At 61.1% G+C, this 21,493-nt stretch carries 19 protein-coding genes; 9 read left to right on the forward strand and 10 right to left on the reverse strand.

Going from position 1 to position 21,493, the window contains the following annotated elements:
* Both mmsA and chvE read right to left on the reverse strand, forming a co-directional pair.
* Positions 1-1,548, reverse strand: a complete 1,548-nt coding sequence (mmsA, locus tag AC1Q5W_RS00945; RefSeq protein ID WP_492645849.1) for a multiple monosaccharide ABC transporter ATP-binding protein — start codon at positions 1,546-1,548, stop codon at positions 1-3.
* A gap of 67 nt (positions 1,549-1,615) precedes the next feature.
* On the reverse strand, positions 1,616-2,692 hold the full coding sequence (gene chvE, locus AC1Q5W_RS00950) for a multiple monosaccharide ABC transporter substrate-binding protein (RefSeq protein ID WP_492645850.1): 1,077 nt from the start codon (positions 2,690-2,692) through the stop codon (positions 1,616-1,618).
* A gap of 174 nt (positions 2,693-2,866) precedes the next feature.
* On the opposite strand from chvE, the gene AC1Q5W_RS00955 reads away from it, so the two are divergent.
* Complete coding sequence (locus AC1Q5W_RS00955) at positions 2,867-3,829, forward strand: LysR family transcriptional regulator (RefSeq protein ID WP_492645851.1); 963 nt, start codon at positions 2,867-2,869, stop codon at positions 3,827-3,829.
* A 31-nt stretch (positions 3,830-3,860) separates the two neighbouring features.
* On the opposite strand, the gene yjfF is transcribed toward AC1Q5W_RS00955, so the two are convergent.
* The 5 genes from yjfF to AC1Q5W_RS00980 all read right to left on the reverse strand — a co-directional run bounded on the left by yjfF (position 3,861) and on the right by AC1Q5W_RS00980 (position 9,478).
* Entirely contained in the window at positions 3,861-4,853 is a 993-nt protein-coding gene (yjfF, locus tag AC1Q5W_RS00960; protein ID WP_492645852.1) for a galactofuranose ABC transporter, permease protein YjfF, read from the reverse strand.
* 14 nt (positions 4,854-4,867) lie between these two features.
* Positions 4,868-5,911, reverse strand: a complete 1,044-nt coding sequence (locus tag AC1Q5W_RS00965; RefSeq protein WP_492645853.1) for an ABC transporter permease — start codon at positions 5,909-5,911, stop codon at positions 4,868-4,870.
* Entirely contained in the window at positions 5,908-7,491 is a 1,584-nt protein-coding gene (locus AC1Q5W_RS00970) for a sugar ABC transporter ATP-binding protein (protein WP_492645854.1), read from the reverse strand. Before AC1Q5W_RS00970 ends, AC1Q5W_RS00965 begins: the two co-directional genes overlap by 4 nt.
* A 21-nt stretch (positions 7,492-7,512) precedes the next feature.
* Positions 7,513-8,478 carry an ABC transporter substrate-binding protein gene (locus AC1Q5W_RS00975; RefSeq protein WP_492645855.1) on the reverse strand — a complete coding sequence of 322 codons (966 nt, stop codon included), beginning with the start codon at positions 8,476-8,478 and terminating at the stop codon, positions 7,513-7,515.
* Positions 8,479-8,680: 202 nt separating this feature from the next.
* Positions 8,681-9,478 carry an SDR family NAD(P)-dependent oxidoreductase gene (locus AC1Q5W_RS00980; RefSeq protein ID WP_492645856.1) on the reverse strand — a complete coding sequence of 266 codons (798 nt, stop codon included), beginning with the start codon at positions 9,476-9,478 and terminating at the stop codon, positions 8,681-8,683.
* A gap of 146 nt (positions 9,479-9,624) precedes the next feature.
* Between AC1Q5W_RS00980 and AC1Q5W_RS00985 the strand changes: the two genes are divergently transcribed.
* Genes AC1Q5W_RS00985 through AC1Q5W_RS01015 form a run of 7 tightly spaced genes read left to right on the forward strand, consistent with a single transcriptional unit; the run spans position 9,625 to position 17,128 of the window.
* The gene (locus tag AC1Q5W_RS00985) at positions 9,625-11,349 is read left to right on the forward strand and encodes an IlvD/Edd family dehydratase (RefSeq protein ID WP_492645857.1); all 1,725 of its coding nucleotides are present in this window, start codon (positions 9,625-9,627) and stop codon (positions 11,347-11,349) included.
* A 56-nt stretch (positions 11,350-11,405) separates the two neighbouring features.
* On the forward strand, positions 11,406-12,245 hold the full coding sequence (locus AC1Q5W_RS00990) for an SMP-30/gluconolactonase/LRE family protein (protein ID WP_492704028.1): 840 nt from the start codon (positions 11,406-11,408) through the stop codon (positions 12,243-12,245).
* 4 nt (positions 12,246-12,249) lie between these two features.
* Positions 12,250-13,182: an aldose 1-epimerase gene (locus tag AC1Q5W_RS00995; RefSeq protein WP_492645859.1), complete on the forward strand. Its 933-nt coding sequence runs from the start codon at positions 12,250-12,252 to the stop codon at positions 13,180-13,182.
* Positions 13,183-13,203: 21 nt separating this feature from the next.
* On the forward strand, positions 13,204-14,649 hold the full coding sequence (locus AC1Q5W_RS01000; protein ID WP_492645860.1) for an aldehyde dehydrogenase family protein: 1,446 nt from the start codon (positions 13,204-13,206) through the stop codon (positions 14,647-14,649).
* Positions 14,650-14,661: 12 nt separating this feature from the next.
* Complete coding sequence (locus AC1Q5W_RS01005; RefSeq protein WP_492645861.1) at positions 14,662-15,591, forward strand: dihydrodipicolinate synthase family protein; 930 nt, start codon at positions 14,662-14,664, stop codon at positions 15,589-15,591.
* Positions 15,579-16,505, forward strand: coding sequence for a 2-dehydro-3-deoxygalactonokinase (locus tag AC1Q5W_RS01010; protein ID WP_492704001.1), 927 nt, complete (start codon positions 15,579-15,581; stop codon positions 16,503-16,505). Before AC1Q5W_RS01005 ends, AC1Q5W_RS01010 begins: the two co-directional genes overlap by 13 nt.
* Positions 16,502-17,128 carry a 2-dehydro-3-deoxy-6-phosphogalactonate aldolase gene (locus AC1Q5W_RS01015; protein WP_492645863.1) on the forward strand — a complete coding sequence of 209 codons (627 nt, stop codon included), beginning with the start codon at positions 16,502-16,504 and terminating at the stop codon, positions 17,126-17,128. Before AC1Q5W_RS01010 ends, AC1Q5W_RS01015 begins: the two co-directional genes overlap by 4 nt.
* A gap of 82 nt (positions 17,129-17,210) precedes the next feature.
* Here the strand turns inward: AC1Q5W_RS01015 and AC1Q5W_RS01020 are convergent, their stop codons facing one another.
* The 3 genes from AC1Q5W_RS01020 to AC1Q5W_RS01030 are packed head-to-tail and all read right to left on the reverse strand — an operon-like array spanning position 17,211 to position 20,432.
* Positions 17,211-17,663, reverse strand: a complete 453-nt coding sequence (locus AC1Q5W_RS01020; RefSeq protein WP_492645864.1) for a hypothetical protein — start codon at positions 17,661-17,663, stop codon at positions 17,211-17,213.
* The gene (locus AC1Q5W_RS01025) at positions 17,660-19,123 is read right to left on the reverse strand and encodes a DHA2 family efflux MFS transporter permease subunit (RefSeq protein ID WP_492645865.1); all 1,464 of its coding nucleotides are present in this window, start codon (positions 19,121-19,123) and stop codon (positions 17,660-17,662) included. Before AC1Q5W_RS01025 ends, AC1Q5W_RS01020 begins: the two co-directional genes overlap by 4 nt.
* Before the next feature lies 1 nt (position 19,124).
* Positions 19,125-20,432 carry a TAXI family TRAP transporter solute-binding subunit gene (locus AC1Q5W_RS01030; protein ID WP_492645866.1) on the reverse strand — a complete coding sequence of 436 codons (1,308 nt, stop codon included), beginning with the start codon at positions 20,430-20,432 and terminating at the stop codon, positions 19,125-19,127.
* Between the two features lie 47 nt (positions 20,433-20,479).
* Between AC1Q5W_RS01030 and AC1Q5W_RS01035 the strand changes: the two genes are divergently transcribed.
* Positions 20,480-21,484 (forward strand): hypothetical protein, encoded by a 1,005-nt coding sequence (locus tag AC1Q5W_RS01035; RefSeq protein WP_492645867.1) that lies wholly within the window; start codon positions 20,480-20,482, stop codon positions 21,482-21,484.
* The last annotated feature ends 9 nt before the right edge of the window (positions 21,485-21,493 follow it).

Here is a 21,493-nt window from a genome sequence, read left to right on the forward strand (position 1 = left end):
TCAGTTGGCTCCGGAGGTCACGATTGATCGCATAATTTTTTCCTGGCTGGCTTCAGCGGCCGTGAACTCGGCCACAAAGCGTCCTTCGTTCAACACACATATCCGGTCACACATGCCCAGCAATTCCGGCATTTCAGACGAAATCATCAGCACGCATTTGCCCTCGGCCGCGAGCTGGGCCATGATGGTGTAGATCTCGTACTTGGCACCTACGTCAATGCCGCGCGTGGGCTCGTCCAGGATCAATACGTCGGGGTTGGAAAAAAGCCATTTGCTCAGCACCACTTTTTGCTGGTTGCCTCCCGACAGATTGACCACCTTGGCGTACACATCGGGGCTGCGGATATTGAGCTTGCGTCGGTAGTCTTCTGCTACCCGGAACTCTTGCCCTTCGTCGATGACGGTCTGGCGGGAGACGCCCGTCAGGTTGGCCAGTGTGGTATTCCAGGCGATGGTCTCTTCCAGCACCAGGCCGTAACCCTTGCGGTCTTCGGTCACGTAGGCAATGCCATGGTCAATGGCCTTTTGCACCGTGCTGGTGTCTACCTCCTTGCCATGGACCAGTACCTGGCCGCTGATGCCCTGACCGTAAGTTCTGCCAAAAATGCTCATGGCCAGCTCGGTGCGACCTGCGCCCATGAGGCCGGCAATGCCGACTATCTCGCCGCGTTTGACGTGCAGACCCACGTCTTTGATGACGATCCGATCGGCATGCTCGGCGTGGTGGACCCGCCAATTGCGGATTTCGAACACCGTCTCGCCAATCTGCGGTGTGCGCCGTGGGTAGCGGTCCGCCATTTCACGGCCTACCATGTGACGGATCACCCGGTCTTCACCGATGGGCTCAGCCCGGCAGTCCAGTGACGCAACCGTGGAACCGTCGCGCAGGATGGTGATGGCGTCGGCCACCTTGGATATTTCGTTGAGCTTGTGCGATATCAGGATGCAGGCAATACCCTGCTGCTTGAGCGCCAGCAACAGCGCCAGCAGGGCGTCGCTGTCGGTTTCATTGAGACTGGCGGTGGGCTCGTCCAGAATCAGCAGCTTGACTTCCTTGGACAGCGCCTTGGCAATCTCCACCAACTGCTGCTTGCCCACACCGAGGTTGGTAATCAGGGTTCCAGGTGCTTCCTTCAAACCCACCTTGGCCAGCAAGGTCTGGGTTTTCAGAAACGTGGTGTTCCAGTCGATGACGCCATGGTGGGCCTGTTCATTACCCAGAAAAATATTCTCGGCAATCGACAACAAAGGCACCAGCGCCAGTTCCTGGTGGATGATGATGATGCCCTGATGCTCGCTGTCGGCAATGCCCCGAAAGCGGCACTCCTGGCCCAGAAAACGGATTTCGCCTTCGTATTCGCCATACGGGTACACCCCGCTGAGTACCTTCATCAACGTCGATTTGCCCGCGCCGTTTTCGCCAACAATGGCGTGAATCTGTCCTGCGTGCACGGTGAGGTTGACATTGCTCAGGGCTTTTACGCCATGGAATGATTTTTTCATTCCGCGCATTTCAAGAATCGGGTCTGCAAGGATGGGGTCTGTCATATCGCCTCAATCATGAAAAAGGCCCTGTGCATTTGCGGCACAGGGCCTATCGTCTCAGATCACGCCATTACTTGAGTTGCTCTTCCTTGATGTACCCGCTGTCAACGAGGATGTGCTTGTAATTGGATAAATCCACACTGACAGGCTTGAGCAGATAGGACGGTACTACCTTGACTTTGTTGTTGTAGGTCTTGGTGTCGTTGATTTCCACTTTCTTGCCGCTCAACATGGCGTCCACCATGCCAGCCGTGACCTTGGCCAGTTCGCGGGTGTCCTTGAATACGGTGGACCCCTGCTCCTTGCGGATCATGGACTTGACGGATGGCACCTCGGCATCCTGGCCGGTTACATGGGGGAATGGCAGTGCCGCAGTGCCGTAGCCCACGCCCTTGAGGGACGACAGGATGCCGATGCTTAGCCCGTCATAGGGCGACAGCACGGCGTCCACGCGGGCTTTGCCGTAGTACGCGCTCAGCAGGTTGTCCATTCGGGCCTGGGCCACCGCCCCGTCCCAGCGTAGCGTCGAGACCTTGTTCATGCCCAGCTGATTGCTGCGCACCACCAATTTGCCCTTGTCGATGTAGGGTTGCAGTATCGACATGGCGCCGTCGTAAAAGAAGAAGGCGTTGTTGTCGTCTGCCGAACCGCCGAACAGTTCAATGTTGAATGGGCCTTTTCCTTCTTTCAGGCCCAGTGCTTTTTCAATGGCCTGGGCTTGCAGCACGCCGACCTGGAAGTTGTCAAAGGTGGCGTAGTAATCCACATTCTTGCTGCCCACGATCAGGCGGTCATAGGCTACGACCTTGATGCCCTTGTCGGCCGCCTTTTGCAAGGCGTTGGACAGCGTGGTGCCGTCAATCGCCGCGATGACCAGCACTTTGACCCCCTTGGTGATCATGTTTTCGATCTGGGCGAGCTGGTTGGGAATGTCGTCATCGGCGTATTGCAGATCGGCCTTGTAGCCCCGATCCGCCAGGGCCTTGACCATGCTGTTGCCATCGGCAATCCAGCGGGACGAGGTCTTGGTGGGCATGGCCACGCCGATCAGGCCCTTGTCCTGTGCCTGGGCGTGCGGGGCAAGCAGTGCGAAACCGAGTGCCAGGCCAGTGGCCACCGCCTTGAGAGTTGTTCTGCGTGTCTTCACTGTTTGTCTCCTGTTGGGTATTTGATTGTTCTCATTTGTCTTCGTCCGATGGCCAAAGATGTCGCATGATACGGATTGGACTGATAATCTTCTAATAGATATTTGGCCGCATTTGATGTCAAAAAACGGATAGTGGTAAACCCTTGATTTTGTGATTAAACGAAAGCAAAGCAGATGACAAACTACAACCACTGGTTTATCCGGGCGCGCTTGAAAACGCGCCAGTTGCTACTACTGGTTGCGCTGGCCGAAGAGGGCAATATCCATCGCGCGGCGCAGGTGCTCAATATGACGCAGCCAGCGGCTTCCAAGTTGCTGAAAGACCTGGAGGATGTGCTGGAAGTCTCGCTGTTTGACCGTTTGCCGCGCGGCATGCGACCCACCTGGTACGGAGAAACCATGATCCGCCATGCGCGTGTAGCGCTGGCGTCGCTGAACCAGGCGCACGACGAACTGCAGGCGGCCAAGTCGGGACAGCTGGGTCAGGTGAGCGTGGGCGCCATCACATCACCGGGTTTGGTGCTGCTTCCCGATGCGGTGGCGCGGGTGAAAGCGGAGCACCCCAACTTGCATGTGTCTTTGCAGATCGAAACCAGTGACGTGTTGATGGAGCGTCTGAACCAGAACAAGCTCGACATTCTGGTTGCCCGGCTCTTTGCCCAGCATGACAAGACCGATCTGCGCTATGAGGTGATCACGGACGAGCCCGTGTGTGCGGTGACCCGCCCCGGCCATCCCTTGTTGCGCAAAAACCGTTTGGGTTTGCGCGATGTCGTTGACTCGGGTTGGATCGTGCCACCGATTGGCAGTGTCCTGCGTCACCGCTTTGACCTGATGTTCCAAGAGGTCGGTGTTCAGGCTCCAGTGAACGTGATTGAGACTGGAGCGTTGCTGTTTACGACCAAGATGCTGCAGCAAAGCGACATGATCAGCGTGCTTGCTACAGATGTTGCGCGGTACTACGCCCAGCACGGCATCATGGCTATCCTGCCCATGGCGCTGCCGTGCCAGATGGATTCATTTGGTGTCATTACCCGGCGTGACCGTTTGTTGTCACCTGCCGCCAATGTGATGTTGCGGGCGATCAAGGCATCTGCCTTCACCGTTTATGGCAAGCGGGTGGGCACAGCCGACTGACGGCGACGGTCCCTGAAGTTGTTGGGTGTTGTCAGCGCCGCCGTGATTCAAATATCCGCTGCAGCAGACAAAACAGAAACAGCAATGCGCCAATCACAATGCGCATCCACCAGGAGCTGAGTGATCCGTCAAACATGATTAGTGTCTGAATAATGCCCAGTGTGAGCACGCCAAACAGGCTGCCCACCACAAAGCCCGCGCCACCACTGAGCAGGGTGCCGCCAATCACGACCGCAGCGATCGCATCCAGCTCCAGCCCCACGGCGTGCAAACCGTAGCCGGAAAGCGTGTAGAAGGTGAATACAATGCCGCCCAAGGCGGAGCAAAACCCGCTCAAGGTATAGATCAGCACCATCGTGCGCGCTACCGGCAAGCCCATGAGCAGGGCTGAATGCTCGCTCCCACCCAGTGCGTACACAGTGCGGCCAAATTCGGTGTAGTGGGCCATGAAAATGGCCACCAGCACGACACCCACGGCCAGAATGGCGCTCAGTGACAGCGCAGCTGAATCGCCCCACAGGGGAATACGCATTTGCGCCAGATCGGTGTAACTCGCGTTGGTGATGCTGATGGAGTCGATGCTGATCAGGTAACACAGTCCGCGGGCCAGAAACATGCCCGCTAGCGTCACGATGAACGGCTGCAGGCGAAAGCGTTGAATCAGCCAGCCCATCAATGCGCCAAACAGGGTTCCCATGGCCAGTACCAAGGGAATGGCCCACAGCAGACTCCAGTGGTGGCGCTCCACCAGCGTCGCGCAGACCATGGTGCTCAGTGCCACCACGGAACCTACCGAGAGGTCAATGCCACCGGCCAGAATGACAAAGGTCATGCCCACGGCCACGACGATCAGAAACGCGTTGTCGATCAGCAGATTCAAAAACACCTGAGCAGAAAAAAACCCGGTATACACGAAGGAACCGAAGCTGGCCATCAGGGCGAACAGTGCAACGGTGGCCGCCAGTGGCAGGTATTGGGCGTCCAACTGCCAGCGCGGTGCAGATCGGGTTGCTGGCATAGCCATGGCCGCATCCTTGCTCATGCCATACCGCCTTGTTGTGCGGGGCGCACCGTCCAGCCACGCACCGCTTGGCGAAACTCTGCGGACTGCATGAGCATGACCACAAAAACTACGGCCGCCTTGACCACCAGGTTGATTTCTGGCGGAACGCCAATGGAGTAGATGGTGGAGGTGAGCGCCTGGATGATGAGCGCGCCCAGCATGCTGCCGGCCAGACTGAAGCGTCCACCAGTGAGCAAGGTGCCGCCTAGTGTGACGGCCAGAATGGCATCCAGCTCCATGAGTGAACCGGCATTGTTGCCGTCGGCGCTCTTGACGTTGGAGCTCACGATCAATCCGGCGGCGCCCGCAGTCAAGCCGCAAAACGCATAGACGCAGATGGTGATAAGCCGTTCGCGCACGCCCGCCAGCCGGGCCGCAGCCGGGTTGATGCCGATGGCCTGAATGAAGAGGCCCAATGCGGTGCGCTTTACTGCCAGTTGCATGATCAGGAACACCGCCAGGGCGATGAAGAGTGCAAAAGGCAGCCCAGCCAGGTAGCCGTTGCCAATGTAGAAAAAGGGTTCGTAGTAGACCGTCACGATTTGTCCGTTGGTCACCAGCTGGGCAATGCCACGGCCGGCAACCATCAGGATAAGTGTGGCAATAATGGGCTGCAGGCCCAGACGGGCCACCAGAAGGCCGTTCCACAAACCACAAACCAGTGCCACTGCCAGGGCGCATCCAATGGCTACAGGCATAGGGAAACGGCTGACATGACTGGCCACGCCGTTGTGGATGACCAATGTGCCACCAACCATGAGCGCGGCAACCGAGGCACTGATGGCTACGATGGCGCCCACGGATATATCAATGCCCCGAGTGGCAATGACCAGCGTCATTCCCAATGCAACCAGCATCAGGGCGGCTGAACGGTTCAGGATATCGATCAGACTGCCGTAGAGGTGACCGTCACGCCATTGCAGCGTCCAGAAGCCTGGGTTCAGACTGGCGTTCACCAGCAGAATCAACAACAGCGTCACCAATGGCCAGAACAGGGGATGATGGGCCAGGCGCTTCATGCATGCCCCGCAATCATGGCGTACACCGCGTGGTCGGTGCTTCCGGCAGGCAACTCGCCAATTTTTGCGCGGTCACGCATCACCACAATACGGTCTGACAGACGCACCACTTCGTTCATTTCCGACGAGATGAACAGTACGGCCATGCCTTCGCGGGCCAGCAAAAGTATTTCGTTCATGATTTCCTGTTTGGCGGCAATGTCGATTCCGCGCGTTGGCTCGTCCAGAATCAGCAAGCGCGGTTGAGTCGCCAACCAGCGGGCCAGGATGACTTTTTGCTGATTGCCACCGGAGAGCTGACTGATGGGTGTTTCGATGTCAGCAGTCTTGATGCCCAGCGCCTTGACGTAACGCAGCGCCATCTCGGACTGGCGTGCCGGTGACATGCAGGGCCATAGGCCCCGGCGCGCCTGCAATGCCAGTGCAATGTTTTCGCGCACCGACAACTCGGAGATGATGCCATCGGCCTTGCGATCCTCCGGGCACAGTGCCAAACCGTGTGCAATGGCCTGTGTGGGCGACTCCAGTTGCACGACAACCCCTTGGATGCTCATGGAGCCTGTCTCGTGGCGATCCAGGCCAAACAACAGGCGCGCCAGTTCGGTTCGCCCAGACCCCAGCAACCCACCCAAGCCCACCACTTCACCATGGCGCAGTGTCAGGTCCAGGGGTTTGAGGTGACCCTGGCGTGCCAAGCCTTGTACTTCCAGCAAAACAGGTGCGTGCGCCAGCGCAGCGCCCTGTCGCGTGTGCTGTTCGGCACTGACGGGCACGAGTTCGCGTCCCACCATGGCAGCAATCAAGGCAGAGTGCCCCAGCTCGGACGTGCGGTATTCACCAACCAGTTCACCGTTGCGCAGTACCGTGATGCGTTCGCACACAGCGTAGACCTGGTCCAGCATGTGGGTCACAAACAGGATGGCCATCCCCTCGTCGCGCAACTGGCGCAGAACGCCAAACAGGCGCTCCACTTCTTCGTCGTCCAGACTGGAGGTGGGCTCATCCAAAATGAGAACCTGTGCTGAAATGCTGAGCGCCCGCGCGATAGCCACCATTTGCTGCACGGCCACCGAGTAGCTCGACAGCATCTGTGTCACGTCAATTTGCAGATTCAGTCGTTGCAGCCAATGGTGTGCCTGGGCGTTCATGGCCACCCAGTCGATAGCCCAGCCATACCTTGCGCCCTTGCGGGGGTAGCGCCCGGCGAAGATGTTTTCGGCCACCGTCAAGTTGGGGCAGAGGTTGACTTCCTGGTACACCGTGCTGATGCCCAGCTGCTGGGATTCCAGGGTCGAGGCGGCAGATATGGGCTGGCCGCCCAACAGCATCTCGCCCTGGTCTGCCCGGTGCACTCCGGTGAGCACCTTGATCAATGTGGATTTCCCGGCGCCGTTTTGCCCCATCAGGGCATGCACCTCACCAGCGAACAAACGCAGGCTCACGTTCTTGAGCGCCTGCACGCCAGCGAACTGCTTGGTCACGCCCCGCAGATGCAGGGCGGGCTGGGAATCGCAATGGAGGGAATCAGATTGCACGGTGAGGCTGCCGGGAATAAAAGGCGGGCCCGCAGGCCCGCGCATCGCTTTCAGTCGGTACGAACATCAGTACTTGCGCGAGGGGAACTCCCGGGCAGCCACTTCCATGGGGAAGATGCCCTCTTGCGTGACGATGCGCCGAGGCAAGGTCTTTCCGGCTTTGAGGTCCTTGACAGCGGCCATCAACTGGGGCCCCAGCAGAGGGCTGCACTCAACCGTAACGTCCATCTTGCCGGCCATCATGGCTTCAAAGGCGCCTTTGACGGCATCCACTGAAATGATGGTGATGTCCTTGGAGGGTTTCAGCCCCGCTTCTTCGATGGCCTGAATGGCACCGATGGCCATGTCGTCGTTGTGTGCGTACAGCACATTGATTTTCTTCCCCTCTGCCTTCAGGAAGGCCTCCATGACTTCCTTGCCTTTGGCGCGCGTGAAGTCACCAGTTTGTGAGCGGATGATCTTGATGCGCGGCTCCGATTTGATGATTTCCTCAAACCCTTTCTTGCGATCAATTGCGGGGCCGGAACCGACGGTTCCCTGCAGTTCAACGACGTTGACATCGCCGCTGGTGTTTTTAACTTTTTCGAGCAACCAGCGGCCAGCCTTCCGGCCTTCTTCGGTGAAGTCAGAACCCATGAACGTCACATACAGCGAGGTATCTTTGGAGTCCACTGAACGGTCAGTCAGGATGACGGGAATCTTTGCGGCCTTGATTTCCTTCAACACGGTGTCCCAACCGGACTCGACCACCGGGGCAAATGCAATGACATCCACCTTTTGTGCGATGAACGAGCGCAATGCCTTGATTTGGTTTTCCTGTTTTTGCTGCGCATCGGAGAACTTCAGATCAATGCCTTCCTTGGCTGCCGTGTCCTTGATGGAGTTGGTGTTGGCAGTGCGCCACTCGCTCTCGGCGCCAATCTGGCTGAAGCCCAGGACGATCTTTTTTTGGGCCAATGCGGCGTGGGGCAAGGCAAGTAGCAAAGGCGTCGCAACGAGTGTGGCAATCAGCGTGCGTTTATTGATCTTCATGTTGTCTCCTTAATTGAAACGGGGCTGGCATTTGGCATCGTGACCGCCCGTATTCGATTCGACGCCGGATCTGGTTCCCATGGAACGAAAGATGGCGGATCATAAGCAGCGCTGACATGTTCAACCAATTGATTTTTAATGATTAGTGATACCAATATATAAATTGGTAAAAACCCTAAAACAGTGGCGAAATAGGCGTGGCCTAGTTCCAGCCGGCATCCACTTTGAACTCTTGAGCCGTACACATGGCACCGTCGTCGGATGCCAGAAACAGCACCATGCGCGCAATGTCCGAGGGTTGCAGCTTGTCGGGCAGGCACTGATTGCGTTTGATCTCCGCTTCGCCCTCCGCGTCAAGCCACAGTTTGATCTGGCGCTCGGTCATCACCCAGCCGGGTGAGACCGTGTTCACGCGGATACGGTGCGCACCAAGGCTGCTTGCCAGTCCGCGGGTCAGGCCATTGACGGACGACTTGGCGATGGCGTAGCAGGGGTAGCCACCGCTCTTGCTTTGCCAGCCGGTTGAGCCCAGGTTGATGATGGAGCCGCCACCCAGGCGCTTCATTGCAGGCACGATGGATTGAATGGCAAAGAAGGCCGGGCGCTGATTAACGGCCATGCGCTCATCCCAGTATTCCGGCGTGACGGATTCCAGGCTGTGACGATCGTCCCTCGCCACGTTGTTGACCAGCACCGAAAAGTCGCCCAGCTCGGTGATGGCCTGCTCCATGGTGTGTTGCAGAGCGGCAATATCGCGCACGTCGCACACGCGCCACCACGGTGGCGGGTGTCCCGCGTCGGTGATTCGCTGTGTCAGGGCACGGCTCTCCGCTTCTGCCATGTCGACAAAGGCAAGCTGCGCGCCTTGTTCCGCAAATGCCTCCACCATGGCGGCACCAATGCCCGTTCCACCGCCTGTGATGAAGACCCTTTTGCCCCGCAGACTGGGAAATAGCGCCAGAGCAGGAGACTGGTTCTGGAAAGTGGATAGGGCTGTCATATGAGTGTCCTTTATGTATTGCAATTTGAATATGTCACGTATAAATTTTATGATTTTTCTTTATCAATGTGCCTTGATAGGATGCCCTTTGTCAAGCCCCAAACGGCCGCCAAAAACCCACAGAGCAATTCAGAGGATGACGAAGAATGGATTCCATCAAACACCCTTTTCGCCGCAGTCAGGGCTGGTTCGGCAAGACCGACCGCGATGGCTTCATGCACCGCAGCTGGATCAAAAATCAAGGGTATCCGCACGATGAACTCGATGGTCGACCCGTCATTGGCATCTGCAACACCTGGAGCGAATTGACGCCTTGCAATGGGCACTTTCGTGAGTTGGCCGAGTTTGTCAAGCGTGGTGTCTACGAGGCCGGCGGTTTTCCGCTGGAGTTCCCGGTCATGTCGCTGGGTGAAACGCAGCTGCGACCCACCGCCATGCTGTTTCGCAACCTGGCCAGCATGGACGTGGAAGAGTCCATTCGCGGTAATCCGATTGACGGCGTGGTGCTGCTCATGGGCTGCGACAAGACCACCCCGGCACTGATGATGGGTGCCGCCAGTTGCGATCTGCCCACCATTGGCTTGTCGGGCGGTCCCATGCTCAATGGCAAGTTCCGGGGCAAGGATATCGGTTCGGGAACCGGTGTGTGGCAGATGTCAGAGATGGTGCGCGCTGGTGAGATGACCATGAACGAATTCACCGAGGCTGAATCCTGCATGCACCGCTCCAAGGGAAGTTGCATGACCATGGGTACAGCCAGCACCATGGCCAGCATGGTGGAGGCGCTGGGCATGTCGTTGCCCGAAAATGCCGCCATTCCCGCCGCCGATACCCGGCGTAACCGCCTGGCACAAATGACGGGGCGGCGCATTGTCGAGATGGTCAAGGAGGACATGCGCATGTCGCAGATTCTGACCCGTCAGGCGTTTGAGAACGCCATCCGCGCCAACGCAGCCATTGGCGGCTCCACCAATGCAGTCATTCATCTAATTGCGATTGCCGGACGCATGGGCGTGAGGTTGAATTTGGACGACTGGGACCGCCTGGGTGCCGAAGTGCCGTGTCTGTTGAATCTGCAGCCGTCGGGGCAGTACCTGATGGAAGATTTTTACTATGCAGGTGGCCTGCCTGCTGTGCTGCGGGAAATTGAACCCTTGTTGCACCTGAATAGCATCACGGCCAACGGCAAAACCCTGGGTGCCAACATCGCACAGGCACCTTGCTACAACCGCGATGTCATCAAGACGCCAGATGCGCCGTTCATGAAAGAAGCGGGTATCGCCGTGCTGCGCGGGAACCTGGCGCCAGATGGTGCCGTCATCAAACCCTCGGCGGCATCAAAGCACCTGCTGCAGCACCGCGGGCGGGCCGTGGTGTTTGAAGATATTGAAGATTTTCACGCCCGTATTGACACTGATGCGCTCGACATTGACGAGCACTGCGTGATGGTGCTCAAAAACTGTGGTCCGCGCGGCTACCCCGGTATGGCTGAGGTTGGCAACATGCCACTGCCGCCCAAGGTGCTGAGAAAAGGCATTACCGACATGGTGCGTATCAGTGACGGCCGCATGAGCGGAACCGCCTACGGTACCGTGGTGTTGCATACCAGCCCTGAGGCCGCCGCCGGTGGCCCATTGGCCCTGGTACAAAACGGCGACATGATCGAATTGGACGTGGCGGGACGCCGTTTGCATCTGGAGGTGTCGGAGGCGGAGCTGGCCATCCGGCGCAAGAGCTGGAAGCCGCCAGTGCATCCCAACCGGGGTTACCAGAAACTGTATGTGGAGCACGTACAGCAAGCGCACCTGGGTGCTGATCTGGACTTTCTGGTGGGCGGAAGTGGTGCAGACGTGCCACGCGAATCGCATTGAACGCCGTACCTCGCATACGCACAGCCCCCCACTGTGTATGGGCGGCAGCGGCCGGTTTGGGCGAGGGCACGCTCTGGTCGGTGCGGCACCAGGCCCTGTTCTGGGTGGACATTGTGGGCTGCCAGCTGCATCGCTACCATCCGGCCACGCAGGCGCGGGACAGCTGGACGTTTTCGGAAGAAATATCTGCCGTGGCAGAGCGTGCAAATGCTCCAGAGTTGCTGGTGACCCTGCGCCGTGGTTTCGCGTTTTTCAATCTGGAAACCGCAACCCTGCAACCTCTGCACCAGCCTGAATCCGAGCGCGTACATAACCGCTTCAACGACGGCAAGTGCGATGCCCAAGGCCGTTTTTGGGGCGGCACCATGGACGTCGACGGCAAGGCTCCCACAGGGGCCTTGTATCGCTACGCGCCGGACGGTCAGTGTGCGCGCATGGCAGATGGCTACGCGGTAACCAATGGTCCGACCTGGTCGCTGGATGGGCGCACGCTGTATTTCAATGACACCGTTCAGGGCCAGGTGCACGCGTTTGATTTTGACCCCATGAGTGGTGCCATTGGTAACCGGCGCGTCTGGCTGACATTTGCCAAGGGTGACGGATTTCCGGATGGCATGACAACCGATGCAGCAGGGCGCTTGTGGATTGCACATTGGGGCGCGTCCTGCGTAAGTTGCCACGACGGCGTAACGGCTGCGGAACTGGCACGGGTCACGCTGCCTACCCGTCACATTACAAACTGTACCTTCGGTGGACCGGCGCTTTCCACACTGTTCATCAGCAGCGCCTGCACGGGGCTTACCGCGGCGCAATTGGCCGCCGAACCATTGGCCGGTGGCCTGTTTGTCGTGGAGGTAGACGGGCAGGGCTTGCCGCCGTCTTGTTTTGCAGGATGAACCCATGACGCAACCCATTCAACATCCGGTGGTTTGGCTTGAGTACGCCGAACAACGCCTGGGCCTGGTACCCAGCCTGGGCGGTGGCGTTGCTGCCTGGCAATGGAATGGCGAGGGGACGTCCGTCGGTACCCACTTTGACGTGTGGCGTCCCTGGGATGGGCTTAACCCCGACCGTTATTCGCTGGCCTCATTCGCCATGTTGCCCTGGTCCAACCGCATCAGCGGCGGTGGCTTCGAGCACGGCGGCGTTGTGCATCCCATGGCACCGAACCGTGTGGGCGAGCCCTATCCGATTCACGGTGACGGTTGGCTGCAACCCTGGACTTTGTCCCAGCCCGACCAGGACACGATGGTGATGACGCTGGTGTCCAGCTACTTTTCAGGCAACCCGTATGCGTACGAGGCCACGCAGACCTTTCGTCTGGTGCCGGGGGGGCTGGACCAGACGGTTAGCGTGACCCACCGGGGCGCGGTTTGCTTGCCCTACGGTCTGGGCCTGCACCCCTGGTTTCAACGGAGTCCTCAGACCCGGCTACAGACCAATGTGCAAGGGGTCTGGCTCAGCGGTGCGGACCCCTTGCCCACAGTGCACACCCAGAAATTTCCCGCAACGTGGGATCCACGCTCGGGCATGGACGTCAACGGCACCCTGGTCGACAACGCCTACACCGGCTGGTGCGGTGAGGCACGCATCACCTGGCCCGAGCACCGGCTGCAACTGCACATGCGTGTTCCAGAAGTGCAGAACCGCGCCGCCCGTGACCCAGGCTACTGCCTGCTGTACCGCCCGCCCGAAGGCCCGGCGTTTTGTTTTGAACCGGTTACCCACCCTATCGATGCGTTCCACCAGCCGGGGCGTCCGGGTCTGCAAGTGCTCGCCGCGGGTGAGTGCCTGCGCCTGCACGTTGAGTGGCGCGTCAAACCTTTGACCTAACTTTCACATTTCTTCAAACCCATGCATACAACACCCCAACACGACAACCTGATTGGCGGCCAATGGCTGGCCGGTGGCAGTTACACGCCCAACACCAATCCTTCCAATCTGGCCGACGTGTTGGGCGAATACGCCCAGGCCAGTGCCGCCGATCTGGATGCCGCCGTGCAGGCAGCGCGCGCAGCATTCCCGGTGTGGTCCATGTCCGGCATTCAGGCGCGGGCGGACGCCCTGGACGCAATTGGCGCTGAGATCCTGGCACGCCGCGATGAGCTGGGTGCCTTGCTGGCTCGCGAAGAGGGCAAGACCCGGGTCGAAGGCGTTGGCGAGGTGTCCCGCGCCGGCAACATCTTCAAGTTCTTTGCTGGCGAGTGCCTGCGGCTGGCCGGTGAGGTCGTGCCCTCGGTGCGCCCCGGCATTGGCGTGGAGATCACGCGTGAGCCGGTGGGCGTGGTGGGCATCATCACACCCTGGAATTTCCCCATGGCCATTCCGGCCTGGAAAATTGCGCCTGCGTTGGCCTATGGCAACTGTGTGGTTTTCAAGCCGGCAGACCTGGTGCCCGGCTGTGCCTGGGCACTGGCGGAGATCATCAGCCGAAGTGGCATTCCAGCGGGAGTGTTCAACCTCGTCATGGGGCGCGGCAGTGTCATTGGCGACCCGCTGGTCAACCACCCGGGGGTGGATGCCATCAGCTTCACCGGTTCGCAGGGCGTAGGCGCCCGCATTGTGCAGCAGTGTGCGCTGAGTCTGAAAAAAGTGCAGCTCGAAATGGGCGGAAAAAACCCGCAGGTCATATTGGATGACGCCAACCTGGCCCAGGCGGTGGAACTTAGCGTGCAAAGCGCGTTCTATTCCACCGGCCAGCGCTGCACGGCGTCCAGCCGTTTGATCGTGACGGAAGGTATCTACCCCCAGTTTGTAGCGGCCATCACGGCCCGCATGGCGACGCTCAAGGTAGGCGACGCCCTGGAGGCGGGTACCGATATCGGTCCCGTGTCGTCACTCGCCCAGCTGGAGCAAGACATGCGGTATGTGGAGTTGGGGCAAGCGCAGGGGGGGCAGTTGGTGGCCGGTGGTGATCGGCTGCAACGTGCCACGGAAGGCTTCTATATGGCACCCGCCTTGCTGACCGACACCACCGCAGACATGCGCATCAACCGCGAGGAAGTATTTGGCCCGGTGGCCAGCATCATTCGCGTGAAGGGGTACGACGAAGCGCTCTTTGAAGCCAATAACACGCCCTTTGGCTTGTCGGCAGGCATTGCCACCACCAGCCTGAAATACGCCACCCATTTCAAACGCCACAGCCAGTCTGGCATGGTGATGGTGAATCTGCCAACGGCGGGTGTGGACTACCACGTGCCGTTTGGCGGACGCAAGGGCTCCAGCTACGGGCCGCGTGAGCAGGGGCGCTATGCGCAGGAATTTTTCACCACCGTCAAGACGGCCTATATCGGCATTTGAGGAGAACACCCCATGCAAGCAAACATTGAGCCCCGTTTCAAAGGTGTGTTTCCGGTTGTTCCCACCCCGTTCACGCAATCGGGGGAGCTGGACTTGCCCAGCCAGAAACGCTGTGTGGATTTCATGATCGATGCCGGCTCCAACGGCCTGTGCATTCTGGCCAATTTCTCTGAGCAGTTTGTGCTGTCTGATAGCGAACGCGAGACTCTGACCCGATCCATCCTGGAGCACGTAGCCGGTCGCGTTCCGGTGATCGTGACCACCTCCCATTTCAGCACCAGCATCTGTGCCCAGCGCAGTCGCCAGGCACAAGACATGGGCGCTGCCATGGTCATGGTCATGCCGCCGTACCACGGTGCCACGTTCCGGGTGCCGGAAGAACAGATATACGGCTTCTATGCCGGCGTGTCCCAGGCGATTGACATTCCCATCATGATTCAGGACGCACCGGCCAGCGGAACCCCGTTGTCGGCCACCTTTCTGGCGCGGATGGCCCGCGAGATTGCCCAGGTGTCCTACTTCAAGATCGAGACGGCGGGCGCCGCCGCCAAGCTGCGCGAACTCATTCATTTGGGGGGCGATGCAGTGGAAGGTCCGTGGGATGGAGAAGAGGCCATTACCCTTATGCCCGACCTGGACGCTGGCGCCAGCGGCGCAATGACCGGCGGCGCCTACCCCGACGGCATCCGGACGATCGTCGATGCCTATGCCGCTGGCCGGCGCGAAGAGGCCGCCAGCGCTTACCAGCGATGGCTGCCCTTGATCAACTACGAAAACCGCCAGTGCGGTCTGCTGGCGGCCAAGGCCCTCATGCAGGAAGGCGGAGTGATTGCCTGCGAAGCGCCACGCCATCCGTTGCCCGCCATGCACGCCGCCACACGCGCCGGGTTGCTGGAAACCGCTCGGCGGCTCAATCCCCTGGTGCTGCGATGGGGCCGGTAAACAGCGCCGTATTGGTTGGCATTGATTGGGGCACCACCCACCGTCGCGCCTACGTGCTCGACGCCCAGGGCCACTGCATTCGCACGCATGCGGACACGCAAGGTGCACTGGCCTCTAAGGGCCGGTTTGCGCTGGCATTGCGTGATCTTTTACTGGAATTGCAGGTCGATCCGGGGCTGGTGGTGATGTCTGGCATGGTGGGTAGCGCCCTGGGCTGGCAAGAGGCCCCCTACGTAAGTGGCGCTGTTGCGTTGCAGGCATTGCCACAACATTGGGTTGAAGTCCAGGAAGCTCCCGCCGGCACGCGCTGCGTCATTGTTCCGGGTTATTGCGTGCGCAATTCCCTGGGGCAACCGGACGTGATGCGCGGGGAAGAAACCCAACTACTGGGCGCGGTGAAAATGGGTCACGCCAGCGGCTGGTTTGTCTTGCCGGGTACGCACAGCAAGTGGGTCGAGCTACGGGCCGGCCGTGTGGTGCAACTGCGCACCTACATGACAGGTGAGTTGTTTGGCTTGCTGACCCAACACGGAACCCTGGCTGCGGCTGCAGGCTCCGCCGGTCAGGTGTGGGATGCCGCAGCATTTCGCCTCGGCGTGCAAGCGGCAAGCCAGGGCTCCTTGAGCCACCAGCTGTTTGGCTGCCGCGCCCGCGTGGTGTGCGCTGACATGCCCGCGTCCAGCGCACATGCCTATCTCAGTGGTTTGCTCATTGGCAGCGAACTGCATGACGTGCTGCAAACCACGGCGCAGGGGGAGCGCATGGCTGGCTTTCAGTTGCTCGGGACTCCTGAGCTGGCTGCCCATTACCAGAGTGCGGCCTTTCAGTTGGCGTTGCAGGCAGAGGTTCTGGATGCACAGGCCGCCTTCGTGGCTGCCTTGGTCCATATTCAAACGATCGTGAGGCATGTATGACAGTGGCACTGCAGCTACGCGCCCACTTGCGGGTCATGCCCCTGGTGGCCATCTTGCGAGGACTGGACCCGGAGCAGGCATTGGCCGTGGGGCAGGCATTGGTGGACAGCGGGTTTCGGGCCCTGGAGGTGCCGTTGAATCGTCCGGATGCGTTGCAATGCATTGACATTCTGGCCCGGCACCTGCCACCCGGCGTGCTGGTGGGCGGCGGTACGGTGCTGACCGTTGACGATGTGCAGGCCGTGCATGCTGCGGGCGGTCGGCTGGTGGTTTCGCCGCATTGCGACGCCCGGGTGATTGCCCGTTCCGTGGCACTGGACATGCTGAGTGCGCCCGGCGTTGCCACGCCCACCGAAGCATTCACCGCGTTGCAGGCTGGCGCGCATGCCCTCAAGCTCTTTCCTTCGGATATGGTGGGGCATGCGGGTCTGAAGGCCCTCAAATCGGTCTTGCCCGCGGACACCGACATTTGGCCTGTGGGCGGCATTACGCCCGAGAGCATGGCCGGGTGGCTGGCTGCAGGTGCTACCGGGTTTGGTATTGGCAGCCAGTTGTACGCGCCCGGCATGTCCGTGGAGGCGGTTCGCCGCAAGGCGCAGCACTATGTGCAGGCTTTTTCTTAATGTTTTTGGCCTGCAGCACAGGTACTGCTTGCGTGGGTAGCTATGTTTTTGATAGCGAGACAATATTTGCTGAAGGGCGGCGCTAGCGCGTGCAGACCTGCTCCACCCGCTGGCTGTCGAGCAGGTGGATGGATTTGGTGTCGTCGTACACCATTTCGACCGGCGGAACAAAGCCCAGCATATGGATGGCGTTGGCAGGGCCGCTCCACTGGATTTCCCCGTTGATCAACTCACCGTGCAGCGTGATGGCGCCCGCGTGCAGCTGCACGGCGTCCTTGCCGTGGCGAAAGGTCATGGTGAACGGTTGGGCAAAGCCTTGGCAGGTGTACTGGTCCAGGGCCGTCGGCCGCGGCATGAGCCCGTGGTTGGCCACGGCGGACACCGTGATGTAGGTCACCATGCTGAGCGCGGCAGTGCCGATGATCGTGATGGCAATGGCGGGCACCACGGCGCCGCTTTTCACGAAGGCCTTGAAGTTGAAGCGCTTGCTGCTGGGGGCTGCGGGGTGGGGATGGTTCATGGTGTGCTGGGTCATTTTTTCTCACGTAGTTGCCAGGCCGCGACAATGGCCAAGGCACAAATGCCGGCCAGCATCAGAAAGGATTCGTTGAATGCTAACAGCCTCTGGGGGCTGGTGCTGGGGTGCGCCAGCGACTGGCCATGGACGGCCAGCCGCCATTCCAGCACGATGGCGCACAGGCTCACGCCGCTGGCGCCGCCCACCATGCGGATGAAGCTGATGACGCTGGAGCCTTGCGCCAGCATGTGCTTGGGCAGGCCGCGCATGGAGCCCAGGTTGAGGGACGGCAGGATGAAGCCCAGCCCGATGCGCCCCACAATGGCCCACGCCACGATGACCCAGATGGAGGTATGCAGGCCCACCGTCACCATCAAGGCAAATCCCAGGGCCAGCAGCAGCAGGCCAATGCTCACCAGCACGCGGGCCGGCTGGTGGTCCGCCAGCCGGCCGACCATGGCAATGGTGAAGCCCAGCACCAGGCCGGCGGGCATCAGCAGGGTGCCCACGTAGGCCGGCGACAGCCCCAGCCCCATCTGCAGGTACACCGGCAGCAGGTAGGTGGAGCCGAACAGTGCCGTGCCGTAGATGAACGCCACGATGCTGCCCATGGCGAACTGGCGGTGGTTGAACAGCGCCAGGTTCATCAGCGGAGCCTGCTGGTGCGGCCCGCGGTGGATGTGGCTCAGGCGGTGCTGCCATTTCACGAAGGCCACCAGCGCCAGCACGGCCGCCGCCAACAGCGCCGCGGCCTGGGTGGGGGCGCCGCCTTGCAGCGTGACCATGCCGTTGAGCAGGCACAGCGTGGCGAGGGTGGCCAGCAGCAGGCCCCGCCAGTCGAGCGTGACCGGGTCGCTGTGGTGGGCCTCGTCGCCCAGGTTGGCCACCGGAATGAAGCGCCGTGCCATGAGCAGCGAAGCCAGGCAAAACGGCACCACCATGAAGAAGGTGGAGCGCCAGCCAAACCAGTCCACTAGCAGCCCGCCGATGCTGGGCCCCAGGGCCGGCGCCAGCACCACGCCCATGCCGAAGATGCCGCTGGCGCGCCCCTGCTCGTTGGAGGCAAACACCCGCAGGATGATGATGGCCGGAATGGGCTGCACCACACCCGAAGCCAGGCCTTCGGCCACCCGCGCGGCCAGCACCAGATCGAACTGGTTGCTCAGGCCGCCGCAGATGCCACCGGCCAGCAGCAGCCAGATGGCGCCGGCATAGGTCCTGCGGTAGCCAAAGCGCGCCAGCAGCCAGGGAGTGGTCAGCATGGAAACGGTCATTGCCACCATGAAGCCCGACGACACCCACTGCATGTGGTGCTGCCCCAGGGCAAAGTAGCGGCTCATGTCGGGCACGGCCACATTGATGATGGTCGACGACATGATGGACGCCATGGTGCCGATCATCACGGACAGCAGCAACAGCCAGCGGTAGCGCGGTCCGTGGCGGGCCTGCAGGGCGGCAACGGTCTGGGTGTGGGGCATGTCAGGGGCGCTGCAGCTTCTGGCGCACCAGCTGGATGTTGGCGCGCAGGGCGTACAGCTCGTCGGTGTGCGACAGCGGCACACGGATCCGGGCGGTGCGGTTGTCCATCTGGTTGAGTTCGTCGAGCAGCGGGGCCGTGTCGGGCAGGTCTTCTGCGCGCTGTTCGATGTCGCGCAGATGGGCATACCAGCGGAAGATGCGCGAGCGCACGCGGAACTCATAGAGGGGCGGAATCACGCGCGACAGCGGCAGCAGCACCGCCAGAATGATGCCCATGACCAGCCACATGCGCTCCACCAGGTTGGCCACCCAGAATGGCAGGTAGCGCTGCAGCAGCGGGGTGCCGGCCTGGATGGCGCGCTCGGCCTCCTTGGCCACGGGTAGCTCGTTGTTCCTGATGTTGGGGTACTCGCGTGCGTGCTTGAACCAGCCGGCGCCGCCGTGGATCTCGTTGCCCGCCTGGGAAAACAGCTGCAGCAGCGCCGGGTGCGTGCTGGCACGCGTGAGCAGCGTGGTGGTGGGGGCCACCAGGTGCACGTTCTGCGCGGGAATGTTGGCGGCCAGATCGACCACGCCGCGCGGCAGCACGGCGGGGCTCAGGAAGGCAAAGCGCCGCGAGTAGGCTTCGCTCTGCGCAAAGTCCATCAGCTTCACGCCCGGCGTCTGCAGCAGCATTTGCACCAGCAGCGATTCGGGGGCCGAGGCGAACACAATGGCGTCGAGCTTGCCGTTGAGAAAGGCCACCGTGGCCGGTGTCTGCTCCAGCTGCGACAGCTTCAGCGACTGGGGGGCGATGCGGTTGCTCTCCAGCAGCTTGGCCATCAGGTTGGGCACGCCGCTGCCGGGTGTTCCCACGTTGACCCGCAGGCCCTTGAGCTGGGTCAGGAACGCGAGGGTGGAGTGGGGTGCGGCGGCCTCGCGGTAGAACAGCCAGACCGGCTCCAGGAACAGGCTGCCCAGCGACTCCAGGGGCACGTCGCCTTCGGCGCCGGCCTCGTTGCTGCCGCCCTGCACAAAACCCAGGTCGGCCTTGCCGTCGCGCAGCAGCTGCAGATTGGCCGCCGACCCCTCCGAGGGCAGCAGCACCACCTCGATGCCCTCCTTGGCCAGCAGGCGGGCGTACCGTTTGCCAAACTCCTCGTAGGCGCTTTGCGCCGGGCCGGTGGCCAGCGTGACGCGCTTGGGCGGGTTGGGGTCCAGCCAAACATAGGCCAGCACCAGCAGCGCAACGGTCAGTGCAATGAACGGGCCTGCCGAGATGGCTAGGTCGCGCAGGGAGAGCAGGGTGTAACGTATGGTCTTTGGCACCCCGGAACCTTAGCACGGGACGGGCGGCAAACGTAAGGGAGCGTACGATGGACACACCCGACACAGGCTTTTGGCAGGGCGCCCGCTACCGCAGCGGCCAGGCGGCAGGGCACTACGAAAGCTGGTTCCTGCGCGCCAACCACCCGCAGCGCAACGAGGCGTTCTGGATCCGTTACACCATCTTTTCGCCGCAAGGCCGCCCGGACGACGCCATGGGCGAGCTGTGGGTGATTCACTTCAACGGCGAGACGCACCAGATCCGTGCCGCCAAGCAGGAGGTGCCCATCCGCGAATGCCGCTTCGCCGCGCACGGGCTGGACGTGCAGATTGGCTCCGCCACCCAGCAAAGCGGCCGTCTGGCGGGCGCGACGACCCAGCCGCACGCCATGGCGTGGGACTTGCAGTATCGCGGCGGCGGTGCGCCCATGCTGTTTCTGCCGCCCGGGCTGTATGGCGCGCCTTTTCCCAAGGCCAAGGCCGTGGCGCAGCGCCCGCATGTGGTGTTCAGTGGCAGCATCACGGTGGATGGAACGGTGATGGAGGTGGACGACTGGGTAGGCAGTGAGAACCACAACTGGGGCAGCCAGCACACCGACACCTACGCCTGGGGGCAGGTGGTGGGCTTCGACAACGCGCCGGACGCCTTTATAGAGTGCATCACCGCCCGGCTGCGGTTCGGCCCCCTGTGGTCGCCGCCGCTCACCATGGTGGTGGCCCGGGTGGACGGGCAGGACTATCACCTCAATACCCTGTGGCAGGCGTTTCGGGCCCGGGGGCGTTGGCGGTTCTTTGACTGGCAATTCGACAGTGCCGACCCGCGCAGCGGCGTGCGCATGACCGGCCACCTGCATGCGCCCCGGGAGGCCTTCGTGGGTTTGACTTACTACAACCCGCCCGGGGGCAGCCACACCTGCCTCAACAGCAAGATGGCGGCCTGCGAAGTCACCCTGGAACGCCCGAACCGGCCGCCCCTGACCCTGCAGACCCGGCACCGCGCCGCGTTTGAAATCTTGACGGATGACCCGCGGCACGGCGTGCCGCTGGCGGTTTGACGCGCGCGC

Source organism: Rhodoferax sp. MLSD5-FHT05B10 (genome assembly GCF_058793415.1).

What these genes read in the sequence shown, in the direction of transcription:
- mmsA (WP_492645849.1), bottom strand. Translation starts at nt 1,548, where the DNA reads ATGACAGACCCCATCCTTGCAGACCCGATTCTTGAAATGCGCGGAATG.
- AC1Q5W_RS00955 (WP_492645851.1), top strand. Translation starts at nt 2,867, where the DNA reads ATGACAAACTACAACCACTGGTTTATCCGGGCGCGCTTGAAAACGCGC.
- yjfF (WP_492645852.1), bottom strand. Translation starts at nt 4,853, where the DNA reads ATGGCTATGCCAGCAACCCGATCTGCACCGCGCTGGCAGTTGGACGCC.
- AC1Q5W_RS00965 (WP_492645853.1), bottom strand. Translation starts at nt 5,911, where the DNA reads ATGAAGCGCCTGGCCCATCATCCCCTGTTCTGGCCATTGGTGACGCTG.
- AC1Q5W_RS00970 (WP_492645854.1), bottom strand. Translation starts at nt 7,491, where the DNA reads ATGCGCGGGCCTGCGGGCCCGCCTTTTATTCCCGGCAGCCTCACCGTG.
- AC1Q5W_RS00975 (WP_492645855.1), bottom strand. Translation starts at nt 8,478, where the DNA reads ATGAAGATCAATAAACGCACGCTGATTGCCACACTCGTTGCGACGCCT.
- AC1Q5W_RS00980 (WP_492645856.1), bottom strand. Translation starts at nt 9,478, where the DNA reads ATGACAGCCCTATCCACTTTCCAGAACCAGTCTCCTGCTCTGGCGCTA.
- AC1Q5W_RS00985 (WP_492645857.1), top strand. Translation starts at nt 9,625, where the DNA reads ATGGATTCCATCAAACACCCTTTTCGCCGCAGTCAGGGCTGGTTCGGC.
- AC1Q5W_RS00995 (WP_492645859.1), top strand. Translation starts at nt 12,250, where the DNA reads ATGACGCAACCCATTCAACATCCGGTGGTTTGGCTTGAGTACGCCGAA.
- AC1Q5W_RS01000 (WP_492645860.1), top strand. Translation starts at nt 13,204, where the DNA reads ATGCATACAACACCCCAACACGACAACCTGATTGGCGGCCAATGGCTG.
- AC1Q5W_RS01005 (WP_492645861.1), top strand. Translation starts at nt 14,662, where the DNA reads ATGCAAGCAAACATTGAGCCCCGTTTCAAAGGTGTGTTTCCGGTTGTT.
- AC1Q5W_RS01010 (WP_492704001.1), top strand. Translation starts at nt 15,579, where the DNA reads ATGGGGCCGGTAAACAGCGCCGTATTGGTTGGCATTGATTGGGGCACC.
- AC1Q5W_RS01015 (WP_492645863.1), top strand. Translation starts at nt 16,502, where the DNA reads ATGACAGTGGCACTGCAGCTACGCGCCCACTTGCGGGTCATGCCCCTG.
- AC1Q5W_RS01020 (WP_492645864.1), bottom strand. Translation starts at nt 17,663, where the DNA reads ATGACCCAGCACACCATGAACCATCCCCACCCCGCAGCCCCCAGCAGC.
- AC1Q5W_RS01025 (WP_492645865.1), bottom strand. Translation starts at nt 19,123, where the DNA reads ATGCCCCACACCCAGACCGTTGCCGCCCTGCAGGCCCGCCACGGACCG.
- AC1Q5W_RS01035 (WP_492645867.1), top strand. Translation starts at nt 20,480, where the DNA reads ATGGACACACCCGACACAGGCTTTTGGCAGGGCGCCCGCTACCGCAGC.